A 21,087-nucleotide genomic window follows, 5' to 3' on the forward strand; every position below is an offset into this window, starting at 1 on the left:
TGAATTTCTAATGGTGCAACTTGCTTAACGTGTTTTTTTAATGTGATAAATAAACATCTTGATAGATGTAAAAAATCACATTAAAATGAAAAAACTTATCCTATTTCTGCTCGTATTTATTTTCGCTATTCAGTTAAAGTCTCAAGTGGCCTGTTCGGGCTTTTTTCCTGATTCATCCGGATTGGTTAGTGGTAGCCCTGAAGCTCTTAATTGCCAAAGCTTAAGCGTTGATTATCAGGGTAAGTATCGCTTACAACAGAGCTTTATTAGCAATAATACCACTGCAACTAAAACCGTAAAGGTGGCTATTCATGTTTGGCAAGATCATAGTGGTGGTGGGAATTGGCAAAATACCCCTGCAGATATTCAGGTGCTGAGCTCCTTTATAGATATTGCTAGTAATCAATTTTTTGGAGCGAATGATCAGCCATCAGACCCTATAAGTGGAGTGCCATTTATTAACGACACAAAAATTCGTTTGAATTTGGAAGGCATCTATTTTTATCCAAATACTTCCTATTTTCAAAGTAGTAGTGGGATTGGAATGAATGAATTTGCCATTGCTCAGAATCCGGAGTGCAGAGCTTTCATTAATATTCATATGTCTGCAAACCCCACTGCCACACACGCTTATGCCACATTTTCCCGTACTGGCCTGTCTCTGGAGCAAAACTATTTAATTTGGACAGGCTATCACGGAGATGGCACAGGAACAGGAAGTGGCGCCGTAGGGAATGGCAATTGGGCTGTATCTCAGTTATTAACGCATGAATTAGGTCATATTCTGGGTTTGTGTCATACCAGTTGTTGTGACCCTTGCAAGGAGAGTATAGATCCTACGAATATTGATTTCCTTTCGGATGTATTTGTGGGCCCGCCATATAGTTACCATCAAGGAGGATGGTTATTGGATCCCTTTTCTTCTTCGAATACCGCTACGAATAACATTATGGGTAGTACCAGTGGTGCGGGTTATTTTTCTCCTCTTCAGATGGGTAGAATACACAGGTTGCTCTCGCTGGATAAAGATCGGTGGCGCTATGCTTCGGGCTACTCGGAAGATCCTTTGGAAATAAGTCAGAATGAAGTTTGGGATTTTCCTATAAAGTTGTATCAAGACTTAGTGATTAAATCAGGCAGCACCCTCACGGTTCAATGTAAGATAGAGTTTGTTAAAGAAGCAGGAATAATCATTGAGCCAGGTGCAGAATTAATCTTAGACGGTGGCCACCTTACTAAGACTAAGTATGAGACAGAGTGGAAGGGAGTTTACTTACATGGGAATTCTAATAGTGTCCAAACAGCACTTTTACAACCTAAAATCACCTTAAAAAATGATGCTCAGATTTCCTACGCCAAAGATGCAATTACAACAATTGGTATAGGGGAAAATAATGAGTGGATCTGGGGAACTACAGGAGGCATAATTGATGCCCGCGATTCTAGATTTATCAATAATCGCAAGGATGTTGCCCTTCTAGCTTATATTTCTCCTAATGCGAAAAACGAAAAGTACCAAGCGTCTTTTATCAGATGTGAGTTTATTCGGAATTCCCTTTATCAACATAGTGAAATGTTACCGAGCATTAGTATGTGGAAGGTAGCAGGAGTGAATATAGAAGGCTGCTTATTTAGAAACCTGAACTCTGGTGATAAACAATACCATGGCGGGGGACTAAAATCTATTCAGGCTTCATACCGGGTGCATAATGCGACCAGTGGTGAAAATTGTCAATTTCAAGGGTATGCAGATGCACTTCGGAGCGATGATGATTTATCCGTTTCATTTCCAATTACTATTGTTGGAGCCACTTTTCATAATAACATTCATGCGATTTATTTAAATGCTTGTGAAAATGCCAAGATTGCACATAATCTTATTAATGTAAAAAGTGATCACAATTATAGTCCACCAGCCGGTGTTGGCTTTCAGGCTAAAGGCTATGGGGTGTACTTGGATTACTGTTCCATTTTTGCTTTGCACGATAATGACATTCATAATTTGGATAATACCAATGTGGAGTCGGTGGGCATTGTGGTTAAGGACAATGGGGGAGCTTCAGATCAAATCCAGCTTAATAAGATGGATAGATTTTATTATGGGGCTCAAGCAATCGGAAATAATCGAAATTCAAATTATCAACAGCTTGGACTGAACTTTATCTGTAACGATTTTGGGAGCCAAAACCCTAATGTAAAAGATGTGCAGGTGGATCCTTTGGGCTTTATTGCCGGTACGCAGGGTCTCAGCGCTGGGCTGCCTAATAATCGTTTTAGTACTGGGGCCGGCAGCCGCCATTTCGATAATTTTGGACCCACGGTTTTTTACCCTTATGGTACAGGAGATACACGTGTGGTACCTACGCATTATTTGAATCTTCAATTACAATCTCGACCGGCACCTGCGGACTTTAATGGCGAATGTCAGTCCTTACCAATGCCTCCCATTGTAAGCCCATCCGCTACAGTAACAGGCTTGGCCAATTTGAACACCAGCTTGCAAAACGACATTAATTTACGTCAACAGCTATTAGATGAAGGGAGCACGCCCAGTGTAGAAGCTCAGATTTTGTTTGCCTCAAGTCCGGCGGATTATCAAAGCCTTTATGTAGACCTGATGGATATGGCGCCTTATGTTTCGGATCAAAGCCTAGAAAAATTAATTGCTTTGGAAAATTATCCAGAACTGGCCTTGCGAAATATTTTAATAGCCAATCCTCATGGAGCCCGTAATTCTTATTTATGGAAAATGCTCCTGGAAAAAGAGCCGGCACTTAGTCAGCAAACTTTGGACGATATTCAGAACGGGACCCAAACGATAACGGCTAAAGACCTCTTGGAAATGCAAATTGCCTCTAAACAGGTAAGCCGAGATTGGAGTTCCAAGCTCCTGTTAGAGTACTATGCCTCGCATATCGATTCGATGGGTATAGATAATTCAGATTTGATAAAAGTTCATTTGAAGAACAGAAATGAGGTCTATTTCCGCTATGCCTTAATAGACCTCTATATCTATGAAGAGAATCATGAGGCTGCCCAGGGGGAGTTGGATTTAATTCCTACAGAATGTGCATTAGGTAGAGAAGAAGAGCAAGCCTATAACTGGATGAAGCAGTATTACAGCTTAATTATAAATTCGTCTGGACCCCTTGATGAAATGAGTGAATCTGCATTGATAAGCTTAAGGGATATTGAGCTTAATGGGAAGGGTTATGCAGTGGGTAGAGCCAGGGCGGCTCTTTTCCTCAACGGTCAGAATGTAGGCTATGTTGAGCCAGTTTTAACCGGGCTTGGAATGAAAAAATTAGCTTCCTCCTTTAGCTCAACAATGCGTCCGGATGTGGTGAATGCACAGTTTATACTCTATCCCAATCCCGCAACCGATTATGTGATACTACAATGGGATTGGTTAGAGCAAGGCTTGGAGGGTTCAGGTGAAGTTCAACTCTATGATGTATCTGGGCATTTGGTTAAAAGCGATCCTATTTTGGATTTACAGGATAATTCCCATCTATTTCGATGGCATAATTTAGCTGCCGGCCTTTATTTGTTGAAGTTGGAACAAGCTGGAGTAACCTTATTTCAGCAGAAATTGCAAATTGAATAATGGGTAATCATTCTGAGAGAAGATACCAGCTTGTAGGGAATTACTATCAGTCAATGCTTATGAGAATAACTTTAGTCTTCCTTTTGTTAACCGCTAGCTTGTTTGCACAACCCATAAATCGCATTTATACCAATTTTGGGAGTGCATCGGTTGCGGCTGGGATGGAAAGCAAGGAGGGAGACTATCTCATTGCCGGATCGGATCTATCTAACATTCGCGCGATACAATTTGGTCGTTTTGATTCTCTGGGAGGTATTTTAAGCTTGAAGACCTACGATTACACCAGTGATTCCATTTACCGCTCAATTCCATGTTTTTCTTGTTTGGAAGAAAATGGTGGGAGAATTTATTTTACGCAGTATGACCTTGTTAGAGGTGACTCTGCGCTTACTCGATTTACAAAACTGGACGGGAACCTAGATACTGTAATGACCAAAAAGCTTCTGGAGTTTCAAGGTGCAATGCCTGTAGGTTGTGATCTAAAGTTTGATACTGATTCCACATTTTTGATATCGGGATACCTTTATCGGAATACCAGTCGCAATAAGTACGACCTCTGGGTGGGCCGTTTCGATACCCTTTTTAATCCACTATGGCAATTGCGCATAGAGGATAGCTTGGCCTATATGAATGGCGGCTATTTTGGAGAGGACTTGGTGGTAGATGCCTACGGTTCTCTTTTGGTCTCTGGCAAGGCAACAGGGCGAGACCCTACGGCCTTAAACCAATTTGTACATTATTCTTATGCTGCTCGTATTGATCGTTTTAATGGTAAGTTGATTTGGTTAAAACATTTTGACAAAGACATTGGTAGTCAAAATTTTTCGGCTGTAGATAATGAAAACGGAAGTTATACTTTCATACGCCGGAAGGTTCTTCGTTATTGGCCAAGAACTGATTGGTCTATTACTAATGAGCTACTTATTGGTCAACTTGATACGAACGGTACGGTTTTATGGGATCGAAGGAGTGGCCCAATTTTACAACGCTTTGATTTCACCGATTTAATTAAAACTAGTGATGGAAATTTATATGTCTCAGGACTCTTGGATACGGCAAATCAACAATTGTTAGCCGGGTATAAATTTAATTCGGCAGGGGATAGTCTTTGGTTTAGAACTTATTATCATGATGAATCTACAGATTGGCATTATGCTTGGCGTTTTTTCGAAACTTCGGATTCTGGCATTATGCATTTGGGTAGTTATGTGGATGTAAATCATAGCCTTAATCCAGATAGGCTGCAATATTTCTGGTTGTTGCGCACGGATAAATATGGTTGTGATAGCCCGGGTTGCCACCGTATTGGTCTGCCGCAATTAGACCTAAATTCTACCAGCCATTTTAGCGTATTCCCCAACCCCACAACTGATTATGCGATATTACAATGGAATTGGTATGAGCAAGGCTTGGAGGGTTCAGGTAAAGTTGAGCTATTTGATGCCACCGGAAAAGTCCTTTGGTCTGAGTCTAAGGTAGTGTGGACCGAAAATCAATTAAGTATTCCAGTGAATGTTTTTGGTCCAGGAGTTTATTACCTAAGAGTGCTAAAGGGTTTAGAAGTTATTTATCAAAATAAAATTGCAGTGAATTAGCGGTTTTAAAACTGCTTATGTATTAAAAAGTCTTCCGGTAATATAAATACTGCAACCAGCGATGGAGCAGTGGATCTTTAATGCGATAGCCTTTTTCATCGCGAAGGATATAGGCGCTATCCAGTAAATTTCGCAAGGCTCGTTCTACGGAGCTGGCGGCACCGAGTTTGTGGCGTACCAAAAAGTCGAAGGCATGCGGTTGAGTAACCACTTCTTCTGAAGCCAGGGCTCTAAGTAAGCGCCATTGCAAGTCTGTAAAACGTTGGCGCAGCATTAGAAATTGATTTTGATGACTCTTGAAAAAAGCTTCGGGATTGAAATTTCCTTGATGCTGATTGATGTTTTCAACCAAGGCTTTTAAAAAGGAGAGATTACCAAGGGAATAGTCGACTAAGTTTCTTTGCTCGGTAGTGGCTTCTACCCAAATTTCATGGGCCTCCGGTTTTTGTAAGTGGATTTGCTCCGCTGCCTTTAAATGCGGAAACTCCGAAAGGATGATTAGCTGAATATTGGCAGCAGTGCTCATCTTTTTGAATTCCTTTACCAGTTCTTCGGGCTTTATCTCTTGTACCTCGCAGTACTCCGGATCTTCGAGACTAATGATAACGTCTTGCCCTGCTTGAAAAAGCATGGTAGTAAGAGTTTTTAAGTATTCCAGTAAATCTTGTGCCTGGCGAATACGATGGGGAGGATGCTCTTGATGTAAGCGTTTGATCTGGTACTCTAGTCCGGCGTGCTGGGCACTGGTTTTTTCGATACCCTCATGGAGGCGAAAGACCAGTTCTTCAAATTGAAAAACCCCGGTAAAATTGAGTTCAAGGAGAATTCTACGGCCTTGTAGTTTTTGTCCCAGGGCTCTTAGCAGGTAAGATTTGCCCATGCCCGGAGCACCTGAAATTTGGAGGTTTTCGCGAGCCATAATGCGGTCATAGGCCAGTTGCAGTTCCTTTTCGCGTACCAGATCCTTCATAAGGTAGGGGATTTGCAGCGAAGGTATGAAAGGAAGGTTTTTGAAGACCGCCTTTTAAAATCCAATTTTGGACTTAGCTATCAATTTTTCTAGGCTTCATCTTCCAGAAGCTTTTCAAGCAAGGCCTTTAATTCCAAGATTCCGTTTTGTGAGGAAGCATCGGTATTATTGGCGCTGCTTTTTAGTTTTAAGGCCCTCAGATCGGCTTTGTCTAAAAGCAGGAATTCATATACAGAGGTTTCTAAGAGCTCCGCAATTTGATAAAGACGTTTAACGCTAAGACGGGTTTCTCCAGACTCCAGCTTAGAATAGGCACGAGTACTTATTTCCAGTTCTTGGGCCATATAGCTTTGGGTGTAATTCCGCATTTCTCGCGCCTTGCGGATTTTTTGGCTCAGTGCATATTCGTCTAGTATCATTTCCCTCCAGGCTTCAAGTATTCAAATCCACATTTGTGAAATGGAGATTAGTTATTGAGGGGGTGTCAATTAATAGCGAAGGAAAATAAAATATTGTAATATTAAAAGAACTTTCCACTTTTTTAAACTTCCCATTGTCATAAATGGAATAATTATTCGGTCTAGTAATAATTATTCTTAACAGGAATTATTTTGTAGCCCTCTAGCGGACGGCTTAGTGAAAGGGCTTTAATTAAGGCGGTGTCAAGTTAATAAAAGAAACCACAGGTTCAATGCTTGAACTTTCATTTCCTATAGTTGAACTTTTTATTCATGTTTTTACCCTTTATAATATTTAGGTTTGTAAAGGTTCAGTTGATGAAATTAAATTATTAAAATGAACCTTTAAAAATATTAAAATAGGATGAAATCAATAAAATTTCTCTTTTGCTTTTTTTTGAGCCTAGCCTTACATGGGCAGTCGAAGGGTATTTTTGGAAAGGAACTCAAAGGTCCAAGTTGTTCCGTTTCCTTTACGGATAGCACGCGGATCTATTTGATTACCGAAGGTGGGTTTCGATATGAGCCGAAAACTCTAAACTGCAGTTTCGAAGGTCATTCATCCGATTCGCTTTATGGCTTTATCAATACCAAAGACTTTCGGCGAGTAGTAGATCACTGGGGCCCCATGGCCTATATCGTGATTTATGGTTTGGGAGAAGATTTTAAAACTAAGGGAAAGCTCATTTATCGAGAAGACCCCACAATCAAAGAAGTAGTCGCCTACTATATCCAGGGTTCCGGTGAGCTGATTATTTATCGGCCACAGCTTTAACCTCAACATTCATTCTCATGAAACAATTGAAAACCAAAGCGCTCCTGAGGGGCGCAGGACTGCTGGTGCTTGTTGCCAGCCTTAGTATCCTTTCTTCTTCCTGCGAGGATAGCCTTGAACCAAGCACAACTCAGGACATCAACGACCACCGATTTAAGGAAGATCCGGGGGGGAATTCCTGGCACCCACCGCTGGTTTACCTGTCTATGGGTTGCGAAACCGATTGCAATAATGGTGGGATCTGTAAAGAAAAGCGCGAGTTTGGACCTATGTATCCCGGCGATACGCATTCCATGCATTATATCGAATGCAGCTGCGAGGGCTGTGGCTTCCTGATTATTGAAAATGGAATTGCGGTGCCTCCGGCTGATCGCGATGCTTATTTGCAAAACCTCTTTCGAACCTATCCTCTGGATTCCATCGATCATTTAGCAGATTATCTAAGTAGCAAGGGTATTAGCAATTATGATATTGATGAAATCCGCTTTTTTACCGGGGATACGCTGGACTTCTATTCTTATGAATACCTCTATCATTTAGATGATGGTACTGTAGACAATCTCATTGTGCAGTACAGTAAGGAAGAAGGAACGGTAATTCGGGCGGTTTGTGAACAGCCTTGCGAGGCAGAATGTCTGATTCGGCACGGTGGTGCAATTGGCGATTTTGCCTGTTCCTGTGCAGAATGCAAATTAAAAGTGACTGAATATACTAAACCGGAGAATCCTCAAAACCCGGAATAGTGAGGCGATCCATAGATGGGAAAGGGGACCGATAGGTTCCCTTTTCTTTTTAGGACCATTCCTGATAAAACTGCTCCAAGTAGTTTAGCATAAACTGATGGCGCTCTTCGGCCATTGCCTTCCCGGTAGCAGTATGCATGCCGTCCTTCAATTTGAGCAACTTCTCGTAAAAATGATTAATACTGCTACTCTTACCCTGGCGGTATTCTTGGGTGCTCATTTGATCTCGAACCTTTATTTCCGGATCATAAATCGCCTGATTTTTAAAGCCACCATAATGAAAACAGCGGGCAATGCCTATGGCCCCAATGGCATCCAGCCGATCGGCATCCCTTAAAATCAGAACTTCCAATTGATCGCTTTCTTTTTGATTCCCGCCTTTATAAGAGCAATCGGCAATCCAATCGGCAATCTGGCGACTCATCGGTTCTGATGCTCCTAATCTCTGAAGCAGGGCAAAGGCTTTTTCGGCCCCAGCCTCCTCATCACCACCATTAAACTTCGCATCATCAATATCATGTAAGAGGGCAGCGAGTTCCAGGCTGTCTCGATCGCCGCCTTCCAATGCCTGTATTTTCAAGGCATTATTACGCACCCTATTGATATGAAACCAATCATGACCCTTTTCGGCATCAGCGCTAAGCGCAAGGATTTCCTTTTCACAAGCCTTAATTAGCTCGGAATTAGTCATTGGGCTCCGCCACGCATTTTAATTCAATGGCAATTGGGGTGGGCAGGGCATTAATGGCGATGGTTGTGCGACAAGGTTTGGGATCTACATCGGCAAAATACTCGGCGTAAATACGGTTGAAAGTGTGGAAGTCCCTTTTCATATCAACCAGGAATACCTGAATGTCGACCAGCTTTTCCCAGGAACTGCCATTTTCTTCGAGGATGGCTTTAACATTGGCAAAAACACTGTGCACCTGAGCAGCAAAATCAAATTCCTTGAAATTACCATTGTGGTCGAGGCTTAAACCCGGTACCCCGGAGTCGTGCTGATCGCTACCGGCAATTCGGGGCCCCACCCCACTTAAAAATAGGAGTCCGCCTGCTTTACGGGCTAAAGGATAAGAACCAACCGGCTTGGGTGCTTTGCTCATGTTTGTGGATTTTGGACAAAGGTACTAAAGCAATCAGAGGCTTTTCTTTCGCTGATACTCGAGTTCTTCACGAGTAGGTTTATGTAGCTCAGTACCAAAATAGAGAGGAGTGCTCAGGCTGCTGCGCGTACCCAGGGTGTAGCCATCTTTAATCAAATAGGCCACTAATTGATAGCGATGGCTGGCCTCCGGCAGCTGAATGGATATATAGGGCCCTTTTTCCCGCAGTCGCTTGATTAAAGCTGGCTCATTAAAATTATCGAGCTTGAGGAGGTACCAATCTACTTGGACCTTCTCTTCATCCAAGGCCCGCCACTTTCCATTTTCTTTGAGCAAGCAGAGATAGGATTGATTTTGCCCGCTAAAGGCCGCTCTTGCCAAAGGAATCACCTTAAACTCTTCGGCCCTGCTTAGTGGATTAGTAGCCGAGTCTATCTGAGCGGCTTCCAACTTAGCATAGCCTCGCTTTTTGTATCCATCCAAATTCTTAAGGCCTTGTAAAGCAACATGGCTGGAGAAGATATCATCTTGCCAGGCATTAAAGCTAACCCTAAAACCCATTTGTGCCAGGGGAACACCTAAATCCGGGCCAACCGATTGGATAAAAAGCGGACTTTGACATTGCGCCATCCTTTTTTGCAATTCGGCCAAATTGGTTTGTCCTTCTTCAATATTTACCCCAATGCCATCCAAATATCTAGCTCCAGTAAAGATGCTTCGGGCTTCTTCTATAAGGTTTACGCTAAAGTTTAATTCGGCAGAAAGCGGTCGGGTAGAATCCAGCGCTTTTATTTCCTTACTCATTTTATCTAACCAGCGGATAAGATGATCTTCTTCGTACAAGAGCTGTGGTGCTTGGTAGAACTGGGATAATTGGCTAAAGGCTGCTCCGCCTAAATGCCAGGCCACAATACTCTTTTCATCACGATTATCGCGAACTAAGTCCAAAATGCTTTTTTCGACCGCTTGCAATTCTTCATTCTCCGGACTGAAGCTTTTGATATCGCCGATGTAGAAACAATAGCTGATTTCCAGTCCTTCTTTTTCCGCTTCCTTAAATATGTTAGCATCGTAAAAGCTCGGTCCGTAGCGATTGATATGGCTTATGCCGAGGCTTTTCATTTCCTTAAAATCCGATTCAATAACCCTGCGGAATAGAGGATGCTTGGTGTGTTTCCAATCCAAGCCTTTGTAATAATTGCAGGCCATTTTTGTTTGCGAGTAGAATGCGGATTTAAGAGGGGTGATTTTATTTTCTCGCTCCACCATTTGGGGTTCGGGTACCTGGTTTTGTCGGAAAAATCGGAAGGGCCTGCTTAAACCATCAGCAATAGGGTCTTTAGCATCTGTGCAAAGGATACCGCTAAAGTTCGGATAGAGACTGCTTATACTGTCCAGGAGATCCCGATTAGATTCACTTACCGTTTCTTTAAAACGTAGTACCCAAGGCACATCATTTTGAAAACTGGCCCGCACTAAATAGGATTGGAGGCTGTCTAAAGGATTTTCACTTTGGAGCATCACCCCGGCATCAATTTCAATAAACTTCAAATATTTAAAACCGGGGAAGGAGGCTTCAATTAGTTCAGGGCTGGGGCTGTTATAAACCAACATGAGGTTATTGATCCCTTCCAGATTAAAGAAGTGATTTAAGTATTCCCAGAGTTCTTTATGTTTCTTTTGGATTTGTAGACTGGAACTGGCTCCGTATTCTGGAAAAGGAGCTAAATAAATGGGATGTTTAAAGACTTTAATGGCCTCGGACCAAATACCAAGTTGGCTATCGAAATGTCCATCCAGGAGAAGTTTATGGAAAGCTTTTAAGCTGATGCTGTCATTCTGGATTTGCCAATGGATATAGGGGTATTTCTGATTGCCATTGCAACGCAGTAAAAATCCTTCGATTGGGATAGCCGGACTTAAAAAGGGAAAGGAGCGATATTGAACCCGATAGGGTGATTCTGCATTTTGATCGGCCACAAAATGTTGCGCCAATTTGGGGTCTTCCTTGGTGGTTTCCATATTGGTGATATCGCGCTGTAAGCTTATATACCAAAGGAAACCAGCCAAGAGAATAACTATTGGAAAAGCTACTGATCGTACAAATTGATAGGAGCCGTGGCGCACCTTCCAAAACCAATCTTTAAGGTACCAAATGCGAACAAACAATCGCTCGAGCCAGGGCACTTCCTTTTTATAGGCTCGCCAGCGATTTTGCATGCTGGCAAAGAATACGAAACCAATAAACAGGATATTAAGACCCGCAAATCCCGCCATAATTAGGTTATAGGGATTGAAGTCGCGCCAAAGGCCATAGATAATTGCCGCAATGCTTAGGCCGGCCATGGCCAAATTGGGGATATTTAAGCGCAGGGTATTTTCCTCTTGTCCATCTTTGGGAGTAGGATTATAGGGCACCTTGCGGCGAAGCAGGGTATATACAAAACCCAAGGCATGAATCCACCAGGTACCAATCGATATCAGTCCTCCCTGTACGTGGAAACCCCTTTCGTCTTCTTCCATAACCCATTTTTGGACATAATGTCGAATGAGGATAATGAATACCAAGAGCGGCGCTGCAAAAGTGAGGAAGTAGGCCAAGCCCACTTGCATGGGAATGTAAGAGCTAAACAGCGATAAAATGGGGATCATGAAATTGATCAGGAAGAGGAATCCCATGAAATAATGCCAGGGCAGCAGGCCATAATGAAACCTTTGTCGCCAGCTTAGTTTGCTGAAAATACGGGGATAGGTGGTGACCAATAATTCAAAAACCCCGCGCGACCATTTAAGCTGTTGCTTGTAATAGGCAGATAAGGTATTGGGTACCAGGCCTCGGCTTAAAACTCGCGGTACATAAACCGATTTCCATCCCGCGGCATGCAGCTTCATGGAGGTGTGCATGTCTTCGGCGAGGCCCGGAGCATGTCCGCCAATGCTATCCAAAGCCTTGCGGCGGAAGGTACAGTTAGCGCCAATCGCTTGAGCAGTGCCATAACTGTTCATGCTCATCATAATGGGCCCGTAAAATTGAAAAGTTTGCTGGGCCGAGGCTTTGGCGATGAGGTTCTCGTAAATATTGTCGTAGGCCTGTACTACTTGAACAAAGCCCACTTCGGGATTTTGGAAGTGTGGTAAAACCCAATCCAGAAAGTCAGGAGCCGGAACATGGTCCGGATCCAAAATCAAGCAGATATCTCCCTTTGCATGGGTGTATATCGCATGATTGATATTTCCGGCTTTGGCATTGGTTTTTACTGTGCCACGATATACATGCACAATCCCAAGGCGTTCGCATTGCTCTTTAAGGTAAGGGTCGTTTCCTTCGTCGCAGAGATAGGTGGTATGGGGATAACTAATCGCTTGAATCGCTTCCAGCGTGTGGATGAGCATATCATAGGGCTCTCCCGGAACGAAGGTGGTAAAGATGTCTACCGAAAAATCTTGCTTTAGCGCTGGGGTTTCCGGTATTGACATATCCCAGTAATGGTACCATTCGTATAAAATACGCAGGCCCATATATCCCAAAGAAAAGAGTAAGGGATAGTAAAAGTAAGGGTAGCCGATGTACTCCTTCCTGGTAATTTCGGTGAAGAAAAGTACCATAGCTGCAATACCCACTATGATCATCGCCCGAATTACGAAACGCTGGCGCGGACTAGGCGCAATAACAGGCTTGGGGCGACTTCTATTGTACCACATAGAAAGGAAGGTTAGCCGCAGCAAAATGCCCGGAGCGATCGTGAATACTTACATAGAGCCTAAAAGGACCAGCTTTGCCAGGAGTTTTAAAGCGAATTTTCTGACGATCACTGGCGTACTCAATCAGATCAGGCAGAGGCGGCGGGCTATCAGCTTTTAAGAAAAACCAATCCTCGGTGCGTATAGACCAACGAATTTCTAAACTGTCTTGGTTTAGACTTTCGGGGATTTCCAATTGGGCTTCATGCCATTGATTGCTTTCAAACCAAAAGTCATTGGCATTAGTGCCATGGTCAATTTTAAGGTTTTTGATTTTTGGAATTTCTGGCACCGGGCTATCGCCATATTGCTTTGCCAGGGCGTAATAAAGAGCGCTGCGTTCTCCATCTTTAGAGAAGACATTAAACCAGGTGTCGGTTTGTTCGTGGCGCCAGCCCCAATTGAAAAAGAGTGCTCCTAAAAAATTAGGATGCTCGCGCGGGAGCTCCTTAAATCGCCTTCCGGTAATTTCCGCTTTTTGACTGCTGCTGGGTTCCAAAGGGGCACCCCATTTTGTCCATTCTGTTTCCCAGGGCCCATTTTCACCAAATTCCCCAATTAAGAAAGGTTTCGACCAGAGAAAGTCCAGGTCATTCATATCCTCACTTAATTTGGGTAAGCGCCCGAAGGTGTTGATGATGAGATAATCCAGGCTACGAATTTTCAGGGCAAAATTGAGAATAGCCTTATGGCCATAATTGGCAAAAGCCGTTCCCACAGGATGTTCCGGATCTCCGCTGCGAAGTGAATCTAAAAGGCGATTATAAGTGCTGGAGAAATCAAAATCCATCAGATCGTAAAAGATCAGCTCATTGCCCAGGCACCAGCTTAGAAGCGCCGGATGATCGCGATACTTCCTGCCTAAAACTGCTAGTTCCTTACTCAGCTTAACTCTTTGCTCTTCGTTTTTATAAAGCCAAGGAACATGACTCTTAGGAAGCCAAATGCCGGCAACTACTTTAAGTCCAAAATGATGAGCGCTATCTAAAATGGATTGCAATCCGGTGGTATCGTAGGTGCGGATGGTGTTGGCACCTATACTATGGGCCTCCTGCAAATGAGTATGACCAGCTAGGCCTTTAATTTCATGTACCTGCCCATCAATGGTAAAGCGTGCCTGTCCTTCGATTTCTTGAATCTGAACCCTGGCATCTTCAGGCCTCTGGTATTGACAGGAAGCTAAGAGTCCGCAAAGAAATAGTATTAGTATAAGGCGAAGCATGTCAGCGTCTTATGTCAGTTGGTGGGGGATTGATACTATTGGCATTTTACAAACTTAGACGCTCCTAATGCTTAAAATATTTCGGAATCTGCTAATTTTCAACATTCGATAAGTTCATTCGAGCAGATCAATTCTTGGTCTTTCTGCTTTTTTCCAATGGAGATCAATTTTGGGAAATCCCGATTAATGCTTGCTCGGGCGGGCAAATCTTCCTTAAATAAAACCCCCAACCTTACTAAATGGACTTAGCGACAGGCTAAAGATATTAACATTCACACTCTAAAATGAGCCCTTCATCACCAAATTAAGCGTCTTTGGATGAAGTTCTGGCATTGTGCAGCGGGATGAATGCCAATTGATCACCTTTGCTAAAATCGGGTAGGTCTCTTGCGATAACCTCCAAATTTTCCTTGTGGATTCGGAACATGGGGATGATCTGCGAATGGTACTCTTTGCAAATTTGCTCGTAGTCTTCCATATTGTTGCAATCCCGAATGGTCATTTTCTTCGCCTGCCTAACCGATTGGGCCAGGTTTAGATAGTCGACCCGCCCACCAAATAAAACACAGGGGGGATGCTCAATCTCTGGCAGCTCCTGCTCCTTCTTGCTGCAGAGTCTGAAGGTTTTATTGGATCCGAATTCTTCATCAAAATACTTCAAAGCCAATCCATTGATCTCCGCACTGGAGGTCATGGCCATGAGTATCCCAATATTATTGAGGTCGAGCTCTTCGTATACATTATCGCTGAGGATACTGCCTTCAAAAACCTCGAAGCCCATGCGTCGAGCTTCTTGTTGATTGGTTTTAGAGGTGTCTGCTAAAATCACATCCACGCCTTGATCTTGTAGGAACTGAGCTAGGAAACGGGAGTTCTCATTAGCACCGGCGATCAGAAAACCGCGGGGCTCTTCACGCTCTACTTTTAGCAATCGGGCAAAGGGCTTAGCTGTAGCGCCTTGCAGGATTACCGTTCCCACAATCATTAAAAAGGTAAGGGGTAAAATCAATTCGGCCTGAGCCACATTTACATCCGCTCTTTCCCCAGAAGTTAGTTGCAGGGCAAAAAGAGAGGCCACTGCTGCAGCCACAATTCCCTTCGGGCCCACCCAAGACATAAACACCACTTCGCGCCAATTGAAGCCAGAGTTTCGGGTGCTGAGCCATACGGCCAAGGGACGTAAAATGAGAATTACAATCCCAAAGAGGATTAAGGCATTAAGGCCGAGTTTTTCAATTTGCTCAACATGAATTCGGCTGGAAAGCAGGATGAAGAGTACCGAGATTAAAATGATACTCACGTCTTCCTTAAAGGAGAGGATTTTCTTGAGTTCCTGCACTTTCACATTGGCCAGAATAATACCCATAAAGGTGGTCGACATTAAGCCTGCCTCATGCGCCAGAAACTCTGCAAAGGTGAAGGCGAAGATTACCATCCCCAAGGCCATCACATTGCGGAGGTAGGAGGGGATTCGATTTTTTTGAAGCAGCCAGCGCAGGAAAAAAGCGGCCATGCCCCCTACAAACATTCCGGAGGCTACAGTTAAAAAGAATTCTTTAAAAACACCGGTAGTACTAGGGCTGGCAAAGTCGGAGGTTTGGATAAACTCATAAACCAAAACCGCAATTAAGGCCCCAAGGGGATCAATTAAAATACCTTCCCATTTTAGCACATTATTAATGCGAATATTGGGTCTTACGTTTCGTAAAATGGGGGTTACTACCGTTGGACCGGACACAATGATTAGGGCTCCAAACAAAAAGGAAAGGGTATAATCCATGCCCATTAAATAATGAGCAGCAAAGCCACCACCGACTAAGGTGATAATGGGTCCAAAAAATAAGAGGTTACGAACTACTCCTGCCTGATGCCGAATTTCGCGCAGCTTTAAAGTAAGGCCCCCTTCAAAAAGGATAACTCCTACCGAGATGGATACGAAAGCAAAAAGGAGGTCTCCAGAAAAAATATGATCGCCATCCAGAATTTTCTCACCATTGGCAGTGAAATAAGTGGAACCAGGTCCCAGGGCCAGGCCAATTACAATTAATGGTAGAATGGCTGGAATTTTAATTTTCCAGGCCATCCATTGCGCAAATACGCTAAGAATCAGAATGCTGGCTAATTCGGCCATTCCCTCCATCTACAGGTGCTTTTTGGTTTTTTAATATACGACAAAGATTATTCAGGAAAGGTAGCCGGCAATAAGCTCCTGCGCCTTTTCTTGCAAATCACTTCGTAAACGTCTAATCTGCTCTAAACGTTCGAGGCCACCATAGCCTGAAATTTCGGGGATGGCTAAGTGTATAAGCTTGCTTTGAGGGAAAAGTGATTGGATATGTTCTTCCTTTTCTATGGGGAAGAAGAAAATGTGATCAAACTGAAAACTGTGGAATTCTTCGAGGGCATCGGAAGTATGGCCAGCAATAACGACCTGCTCTTCGGCCATAGCGCGTATCGCTTGTGGGTCCACACCACTGGGCTCAAAACCACAACTGTAAATTCGGGATTTGTGGCCCAGTATCTTTTTTAATATTCCCTCCAGCATTTGACTTCGAATGGCGTTTTCTTGCCCGACAATCAGTATTTGTGACACCTTGAATTTCTTTGAACAATTTACCTTCCCCCTTGATATGCTAATATTGCTTCGTGAATTTATTAAAATAGACCCTATAGGGAATGAAGATATATACAAAAACTGGCGATAAAGGGCAAACCTCCTTAGTATCAGGGGAGAGGGTTGCTAAAAATCATGCAAGAATTGAAGCCTACGGCACCGTAGATGAGCTGAACTCCTGCATTGCGGTAATGAAGGACAGTGCAAAATTCCGTGATTTTAATGCGGATATTGAAATAATTCAGAGCACCCTATTTTCGATTGGCTCGCATTTATCGGCTACCGAAAAGAACAAATACCCTCTTCCGGAGATTAAAGAAGAGCTCATTAAAAAGATGGAAGAGGATATGGATACCATGAATTTGGAGCTGGAGCAATTGCGAAGTTTCATTATTCCGGGTGGTGATTTAAGTGCTTCTTATGCCCATGTAGCACGCACTATTTGCCGCAGAGCCGAAAGACGAGTAATTGATTTGGAGCTCCAAGAAATAGCCGTTCATCCAGTAATAGTCCCTTTCTTAAACCGACTGAGTGACTACCTTTTTACGCTGGCGCGCTATTTCACGCTTAAGCATAATGGGGTGGAAACCAAATGGAAACCTTGAGACCCTTAGGACAATCCTTGTGAATTTCCACTTGCGTAGGTCCTTGAAAAAATTATTTTTGCAAAAATTTTGACTCTAACACTTTAGCGAACGCGTATGTACTGGACCTTAGAACTTGCAAGCTATTTGAGCGACGCTCCCTGGCCTGCTACTAAAGATGAACTGATTGACTATTCGATCAGAACCGGTGCGCCATTGGAAGTGGTAGAAAACCTTCAGGCGATGGAAGAAGAGGAGGAAGAAGTTTATGAATCCATCGAAGACATTTGGCCTGACTACCCCTCGGAAGAGGATTTCCTGTGGAATGAAGATGAATACTAAAACAAAAAGCCTCCATTTTGGGGGCTTTTTTATTTCTGATTTTGCTCCATACAAATGGTGATTTCCTTTAAAAGTTCTTCGCTTTTAAAGGGTTTGGTGATATAGCCATTAAAGCCATTGCGCTTCACATAGTTTTTGGTTTCCGGCATTGCATCCGCCGTAAGCGCTAGTATGGGCGTTTTAAAATTGCGATTGCTTTCATCATGTCGAATATTCTGCACCGCCTCAAAGCCATTCATCTCGGGCATTTGGAGGTCCATTAGGATTACATCGTATTCTTTTTCGCGGCTTTTTTCCAAGGCGATTTTACCATTGTCGGCTATCTCTATGAGCGCATTCCAATTTTTGCAAACCTGCATAATCAGCATTTGGTTCACCTTATTGTCTTCGGCCACCAAAATCTCAATGCCATTTAGGCCATTGCTCAGATCTGCCTCTAGCTCGGGATCCTTCCTAGCACTTTCATGGCTTTCATGCAGAATAACATTGAAGTAGAAGCAACTGCCTTCGCCGATTTTACTCTCCACCCAAATTTCACCGCCCTGTAGTTCTACCAATCTTTTGGAGATGGCCAGCCCTAAACCAGTGCCGCCAAAGTTGCGAGTGGTATCGGTATAAGCTTGGGTAAAGCTTTCGAAAATGCTACCCAGTTTTTCGGCAGAAATGCCAATGCCGCTGTCCTGCACCTTAAAGAGGATATCCCATTCTTCACCCTTATTGAGCTTTACTTGCACCGAAGTTTTTACCGCTCCTTCACGAGTGAATTTAAGCGCATTGCTAATCAGGTTTAGGAGTATTTGATTGAGACGATAGGGGTCGCCCAGCAGCTGATCGGGTATTTGATCATCGATCTCCAATAGCAGCTCCACCTTATTGTGTCGAGCTTTTAATTGCCAGGTTTCCAGTAGCTTATTAAGTAGGTTTCGGAGGTCGAAGGGAATCTGTTCCAGCTCTACTTTATTGGCCTCAATCTTCGAATAATCCAGAATATCATTAATAATTACCAATAGGTTATCGGCGGAATATTCTATTAATTCCAAATTGCGAAGAACGGTGGGGTCCAGATTTTTTTCTTGCAGTAAGATCTCGGTTAGTCCCACAATGGCATTCATGGGGGTACGGATCTCATGACTCATATTAGACAGGAAATCCGATTTGGCGGCGAGAGCCTTTTCAGCCATTAATTTGGCTGCAATCAATTCTTTTTCAAAGCCCTTTCTTTCGGTTATATCCATAAGGGTTCCAGTGATAACCTCGCCGGAGCTTAATCGTCCTTTTTGCTTTTCAGCGCGAACCAACATCCAGGCTTTTTCCTGATTCACCGAAACTTCCATCCTAAATTCCTGATTGTCTTCAATAAGCTGATTAAAGGCAATACTTAGTTTTTCCCGCCAGGGTTCATCTACCACTTCCAGCAGGTCACTTAGCTGCGGTGCGTTTATTCCCGGTTGGTTTAGGAGGCGGAACATTTGAGAAGACCAATAGGAATTCCCATTCGCGGATATCGGATGCTCAAAAGAGCCCAATTTGGTTAAGGCTTGCGCCTGATTGAGGTTATAGCTGGCCTGACGTAACTTTTCTTCAGCCACATAACGGGCATTAATATCCGTAAGGGTTCCGGAGGCGCCCAGTAATCGACCATCAGGGTCGAGGTCTAACGTAACAATAGCTTCGGTCCAGCGGGTTTCTCCCGATTTGGTGATGTATCTTAAATTATAGCGACTGGTAGTTTCTGTGCCATTTACCAGCTCCGAAAGATGGTACATGCTGGTTTCCTTATCTTCTGGATACACCATAGTGGTGAAGCTGGTACCCAAGCTTTCTTCAACAGAATAGCCGGTAATTCGCTCCCAGGCCGAATTCAAAAAAGTCCAGCAACCATTAATGTCGGTCTGAAAGATTACCTCCTGAACATTATTAACGATCCGCGATAAGCGTGCGCTTAAAGCATCGGCTTCGGCCGCTTTGGTTTCGATGGTTTTGCGCAGTTCCCGGTTAGCTCGAAAGAGTTCTTGAGAACTGAGCTCTAAAATGTTTTCAGCTTGTTTTATATCCTGATCAAAATCCAGATAGGCTTGGTTTACCGCCTTTAAAAACCCAGCGGGAATTTCCTCATCATCATTGAGGTACTTCCGAATTTGTCTTCGTAATAATCTATGGAGATCAGTGTTTTTCAATTTCGGAGAAGCTGGTTATGGTCATGGTTTGGTTGTGTAACTCACAGTCTGCGCCCTTTTTGAAAGGAGCAATTTCGCCATAGGAGTAGAAGCCAGTTAAGAGGCAATCGGGCCCTAAAAGCTCGGCTACCGCTTCAATTTCTTCCTCCACAATTTGGCGTAGAACTAATTTACGACCCACGCAGCTAATACAGATGGCAAATTCGGTGAAAGGCAGTTTTGCTAGATCAGCGGCTTCTTCGGCTCCATCAATTAAACGATTTACATTCGCCTTCATCAGTCGGATCGAAGAACCTTCTGGGATATCACCAGCAAAGGTTAGGCTTTGATCTTTTTCGCTCACCCCCAAAATGGTGCGCACCAGAGGTTGCTTGTCTTCCGAATAGCGCATGCTTAGGGGGAAGAGCAGGCCGGAGGCGGGTAGATTTCGGGCTTCATCACCCAGAAAGCTTTTATAGAGTTGTAAGGCCGGTTGATGATCGAGTTCATAGAGCACATTATTTCGACTTTTGGTAACCAGTCGCTCAATTCCAAATGAATCCCAACCTCCCATAGATCCGTAATTCACCTCAAGGTCTCCATAAAAGCCCAGGGCAATTAAGAGTTGATCTTTTAAGTGGCCTTCATTATCAATTAAAAGAGTTTGCTCGAAAAGGGGGCCATCACCTGCCAATCCACCGGTAATAGAAACATTTTCTGGAATTCCTTCTCGCAATCCATCTACCAATTGACTACCATTAACATTAAGTCCGTCGGATAAAACAAAGAGATGCTTTAAGTTTTCCGCTTCGAAGCTCTGGGCCAGGGTTTTCCCAGCTTCGTAGCTCTGGGCATTATCCTGAATTTCATATTCTTGATAGCGTACTTCGCTTCTTTCGAAGGCCAGAAAATTAAGCGATAAGCTTTCATCGCTTACGGTGGTGCCCGAAATCTCTCCTGCCGTGGAACAGCCTGCCATTATGGCTTGCGGAAATTTCCGGCGTATTTCTTGAACCCAGTCGCTTTGTTGGAGAAGCGTTTTTCCTCCGAAGATCAAAATAAGTTGAGGCTCGAAATCAATTTGATTGAGGCCGTCCATCGAATTTTGAGGAAGGCTTAATTGATAGCTTTTCATGCAGGGGCTTTAAGGAAGTTAATTTACGAATATTCCTAAGCC

16 protein-coding genes are annotated in these 21,087 nt (G+C 43.5%); 6 read left to right on the forward strand and 10 right to left on the reverse strand.

Annotated features, from left to right (window positions below; all coding sequences use genetic code 11):
* Positions 1–85 precede the first annotated feature (85 nt).
* Both H4K34_RS08825 and H4K34_RS08830 read left to right on the forward strand, forming a co-directional pair.
* Entirely contained in the window at positions 86–3,607 is a 3,522-nt protein-coding gene (locus H4K34_RS08825; protein ID WP_210760457.1) for a T9SS type A sorting domain-containing protein, read from the forward strand.
* Between the two features lie 59 nt (positions 3,608–3,666).
* Entirely contained in the window at positions 3,667–5,202 is a 1,536-nt protein-coding gene (locus H4K34_RS08830) for a T9SS type A sorting domain-containing protein (protein WP_210760458.1), read from the forward strand.
* A gap of 22 nt (positions 5,203–5,224) precedes the next feature.
* Here the strand turns inward: H4K34_RS08830 and H4K34_RS08835 are convergent, their stop codons facing one another.
* Together H4K34_RS08835 and H4K34_RS08840 are read right to left on the reverse strand one after the other, a co-directional pair.
* Positions 5,225–6,172 carry an ATP-binding protein gene (locus H4K34_RS08835; protein ID WP_210760459.1) on the reverse strand — a complete coding sequence of 316 codons (948 nt, stop codon included), beginning with the start codon at positions 6,170–6,172 and terminating at the stop codon, positions 5,225–5,227.
* Between the two features lie 89 nt (positions 6,173–6,261).
* The gene (locus H4K34_RS08840) at positions 6,262–6,591 is read right to left on the reverse strand and encodes a helix-turn-helix domain-containing protein (RefSeq protein WP_210760460.1); all 330 of its coding nucleotides are present in this window, start codon (positions 6,589–6,591) and stop codon (positions 6,262–6,264) included.
* A gap of 403 nt (positions 6,592–6,994) precedes the next feature.
* On the opposite strand from H4K34_RS08840, the gene H4K34_RS08845 reads away from it, so the two are divergent.
* A complete protein-coding gene (locus tag H4K34_RS08845; protein ID WP_210760461.1) occupies positions 6,995–7,405 on the forward strand; it encodes a hypothetical protein in 411 nt (136 codons plus the stop codon).
* A gap of 17 nt (positions 7,406–7,422) precedes the next feature.
* On the forward strand, positions 7,423–8,148 hold the full coding sequence (locus H4K34_RS08850) for a hypothetical protein (RefSeq protein ID WP_210760462.1): 726 nt from the start codon (positions 7,423–7,425) through the stop codon (positions 8,146–8,148).
* 49 nt (positions 8,149–8,197) lie between these two features.
* Here the strand turns inward: H4K34_RS08850 and H4K34_RS08855 are convergent, their stop codons facing one another.
* From H4K34_RS08855 to H4K34_RS08880, 6 genes are all read right to left on the reverse strand, one after another.
* Positions 8,198–8,839 (reverse strand): HD domain-containing protein, encoded by a 642-nt coding sequence (locus tag H4K34_RS08855; protein ID WP_210760463.1) that lies wholly within the window; start codon positions 8,837–8,839, stop codon positions 8,198–8,200.
* A complete protein-coding gene (locus H4K34_RS08860) occupies positions 8,832–9,251 on the reverse strand; it encodes a RidA family protein (RefSeq protein WP_210760464.1) in 420 nt (139 codons plus the stop codon). The genes H4K34_RS08855 and H4K34_RS08860 overlap by 8 nt, the downstream gene beginning before the upstream one ends.
* Before the next feature lie 33 nt (positions 9,252–9,284).
* Positions 9,285–12,953: a glycosyltransferase family 2 protein gene (locus H4K34_RS08865; protein ID WP_210760465.1), complete on the reverse strand. Its 3,669-nt coding sequence runs from the start codon at positions 12,951–12,953 to the stop codon at positions 9,285–9,287.
* On the reverse strand, positions 12,940–14,214 hold the full coding sequence (locus tag H4K34_RS08870) for a glycoside hydrolase 5 family protein (RefSeq protein WP_210760466.1): 1,275 nt from the start codon (positions 14,212–14,214) through the stop codon (positions 12,940–12,942). Before H4K34_RS08870 ends, H4K34_RS08865 begins: the two co-directional genes overlap by 14 nt.
* 304 nt (positions 14,215–14,518) lie before the next feature.
* Positions 14,519–16,354 carry a cation:proton antiporter gene (locus tag H4K34_RS08875; RefSeq protein ID WP_210760467.1) on the reverse strand — a complete coding sequence of 612 codons (1,836 nt, stop codon included), beginning with the start codon at positions 16,352–16,354 and terminating at the stop codon, positions 14,519–14,521.
* 42 nt (positions 16,355–16,396) lie between these two features.
* A complete protein-coding gene (locus H4K34_RS08880) occupies positions 16,397–16,807 on the reverse strand; it encodes an arsenate reductase/protein-tyrosine-phosphatase family protein (RefSeq protein ID WP_210760468.1) in 411 nt (136 codons plus the stop codon).
* Between the two features lie 83 nt (positions 16,808–16,890).
* On the opposite strand from H4K34_RS08880, the gene H4K34_RS08885 reads away from it, so the two are divergent.
* Positions 16,891–17,433, forward strand: a complete 543-nt coding sequence (locus H4K34_RS08885) for a cob(I)yrinic acid a,c-diamide adenosyltransferase (protein WP_210760469.1) — start codon at positions 16,891–16,893, stop codon at positions 17,431–17,433.
* A 96-nt stretch (positions 17,434–17,529) separates the two neighbouring features.
* Positions 17,530–17,754 carry a DUF2795 domain-containing protein gene (locus tag H4K34_RS08890; protein WP_210760470.1) on the forward strand — a complete coding sequence of 75 codons (225 nt, stop codon included), beginning with the start codon at positions 17,530–17,532 and terminating at the stop codon, positions 17,752–17,754.
* A gap of 29 nt (positions 17,755–17,783) precedes the next feature.
* On the opposite strand, the gene H4K34_RS08895 is transcribed toward H4K34_RS08890, so the two are convergent.
* Positions 17,784–19,931 (reverse strand): ATP-binding protein, encoded by a 2,148-nt coding sequence (locus H4K34_RS08895; protein ID WP_210760471.1) that lies wholly within the window; start codon positions 19,929–19,931, stop codon positions 17,784–17,786.
* Positions 19,918–21,045 carry an FIST signal transduction protein gene (locus H4K34_RS08900; protein ID WP_210760472.1) on the reverse strand — a complete coding sequence of 376 codons (1,128 nt, stop codon included), beginning with the start codon at positions 21,043–21,045 and terminating at the stop codon, positions 19,918–19,920. The genes H4K34_RS08895 and H4K34_RS08900 overlap by 14 nt, the downstream gene beginning before the upstream one ends.
* Positions 21,046–21,087: the final 42 nt, after the last annotated feature.

This window comes from Croceimicrobium hydrocarbonivorans (genome assembly GCF_014524565.1).
GTDB classification, from domain to species: domain Bacteria; phylum Bacteroidota; class Bacteroidia; order Flavobacteriales; family Schleiferiaceae; genus Croceimicrobium; species Croceimicrobium hydrocarbonivorans.

Excerpts from the sequence above, each read along its gene's own strand:
- H4K34_RS08825 (WP_210760457.1), top strand. The coding sequence starts at position 86 with ATGAAAAAACTTATCCTATTTCTGCTCGTATTTATTTTCGCTATTCAG.
- H4K34_RS08830 (WP_210760458.1), top strand. The coding sequence starts at position 3,667 with ATGAGAATAACTTTAGTCTTCCTTTTGTTAACCGCTAGCTTGTTTGCA.
- H4K34_RS08835 (WP_210760459.1), bottom strand. The coding sequence starts at position 6,172 with ATGAAGGATCTGGTACGCGAAAAGGAACTGCAACTGGCCTATGACCGC.
- H4K34_RS08840 (WP_210760460.1), bottom strand. The coding sequence starts at position 6,591 with ATGATACTAGACGAATATGCACTGAGCCAAAAAATCCGCAAGGCGCGA.
- H4K34_RS08845 (WP_210760461.1), top strand. The coding sequence starts at position 6,995 with ATGAAATCAATAAAATTTCTCTTTTGCTTTTTTTTGAGCCTAGCCTTA.
- H4K34_RS08850 (WP_210760462.1), top strand. The coding sequence starts at position 7,423 with ATGAAACAATTGAAAACCAAAGCGCTCCTGAGGGGCGCAGGACTGCTG.
- H4K34_RS08855 (WP_210760463.1), bottom strand. The coding sequence starts at position 8,839 with ATGACTAATTCCGAGCTAATTAAGGCTTGTGAAAAGGAAATCCTTGCG.
- H4K34_RS08860 (WP_210760464.1), bottom strand. The coding sequence starts at position 9,251 with ATGAGCAAAGCACCCAAGCCGGTTGGTTCTTATCCTTTAGCCCGTAAA.
- H4K34_RS08865 (WP_210760465.1), bottom strand. The coding sequence starts at position 12,953 with ATGTGGTACAATAGAAGTCGCCCCAAGCCTGTTATTGCGCCTAGTCCG.
- H4K34_RS08870 (WP_210760466.1), bottom strand. The coding sequence starts at position 14,214 with ATGCTTCGCCTTATACTAATACTATTTCTTTGCGGACTCTTAGCTTCC.
- H4K34_RS08875 (WP_210760467.1), bottom strand. The coding sequence starts at position 16,354 with ATGGAGGGAATGGCCGAATTAGCCAGCATTCTGATTCTTAGCGTATTT.
- H4K34_RS08885 (WP_210760469.1), top strand. The coding sequence starts at position 16,891 with ATGAAGATATATACAAAAACTGGCGATAAAGGGCAAACCTCCTTAGTA.
- H4K34_RS08890 (WP_210760470.1), top strand. The coding sequence starts at position 17,530 with ATGTACTGGACCTTAGAACTTGCAAGCTATTTGAGCGACGCTCCCTGG.
- H4K34_RS08900 (WP_210760472.1), bottom strand. The coding sequence starts at position 21,045 with ATGAAAAGCTATCAATTAAGCCTTCCTCAAAATTCGATGGACGGCCTC.